Genomic DNA, 551 nt, shown 5'->3' with positions numbered 1-551 from the left:
GAGGTGTCTGATGACCAAGCAACGTCGTTCCTTTTCCGCTGAATTCAAACGCGAGGCCGCAGGCCTCGTGCTCGATCAAGGCTATAGCCATATCGAAGCCAGCCGCTCGCTTGGGGTGGTCGAGTCCGCGTTGCGTCGCTGGGTTAACCAACTCCAGCAGGAGCGCAGCGGTGTTACTCCGCAGACAAAGGCGCTGACGCCCGAGCAGCAGAAGATCCAGGAGCTAGAAGCCCGGATCGCTCGTCTTGAGCGGGAGAAATCCATTTTAAAAAAGGCTACCGCGCTCTTGATGTCGGAAGAGCACGAGCGCACGCGCTGATTGATCAACTGAGCGCCCAAGAGCCGGTCGATTGGCTTTGCACAGTCTTTGACATTACTCGCTCGTGTTACTACGCCCACCGCCTCCGGCGCCGAACTCCGGACGTTGAGCGGCTTCGGTTGCGCAGTCGGGTTAATGAACTGTTCACGCAAAGTCGTAGCGCCGCTGGTAGCCGCAGCATCGTGTCGATGATGCAGGAAGACGGCGAGCAAATCGGACGATTCAAGGTGCG

The 551-nt window shown here is 58.4% G+C and carries 1 pseudogene; it reads left to right on the top strand.

Going from position 1 to position 551, the window contains the following annotated elements:
• Positions 1-10: 10 nt before the first annotated feature.
• Positions 11-551 (top strand): annotated as a pseudogene (locus EGM97_RS26115) (transposase); the annotation flags it as partial.

Origin of the sequence: Pseudomonas sp. AF32 (genome assembly GCF_022342325.2) — a bacterium.
GTDB lineage: Bacteria > Pseudomonadota > Gammaproteobacteria > Pseudomonadales > Pseudomonadaceae > Aquipseudomonas > Aquipseudomonas uvaldensis.
Note: the sequence above shows the minus strand (reverse complement) of the source record. Positions and strands in the feature narration are given on the sequence as shown.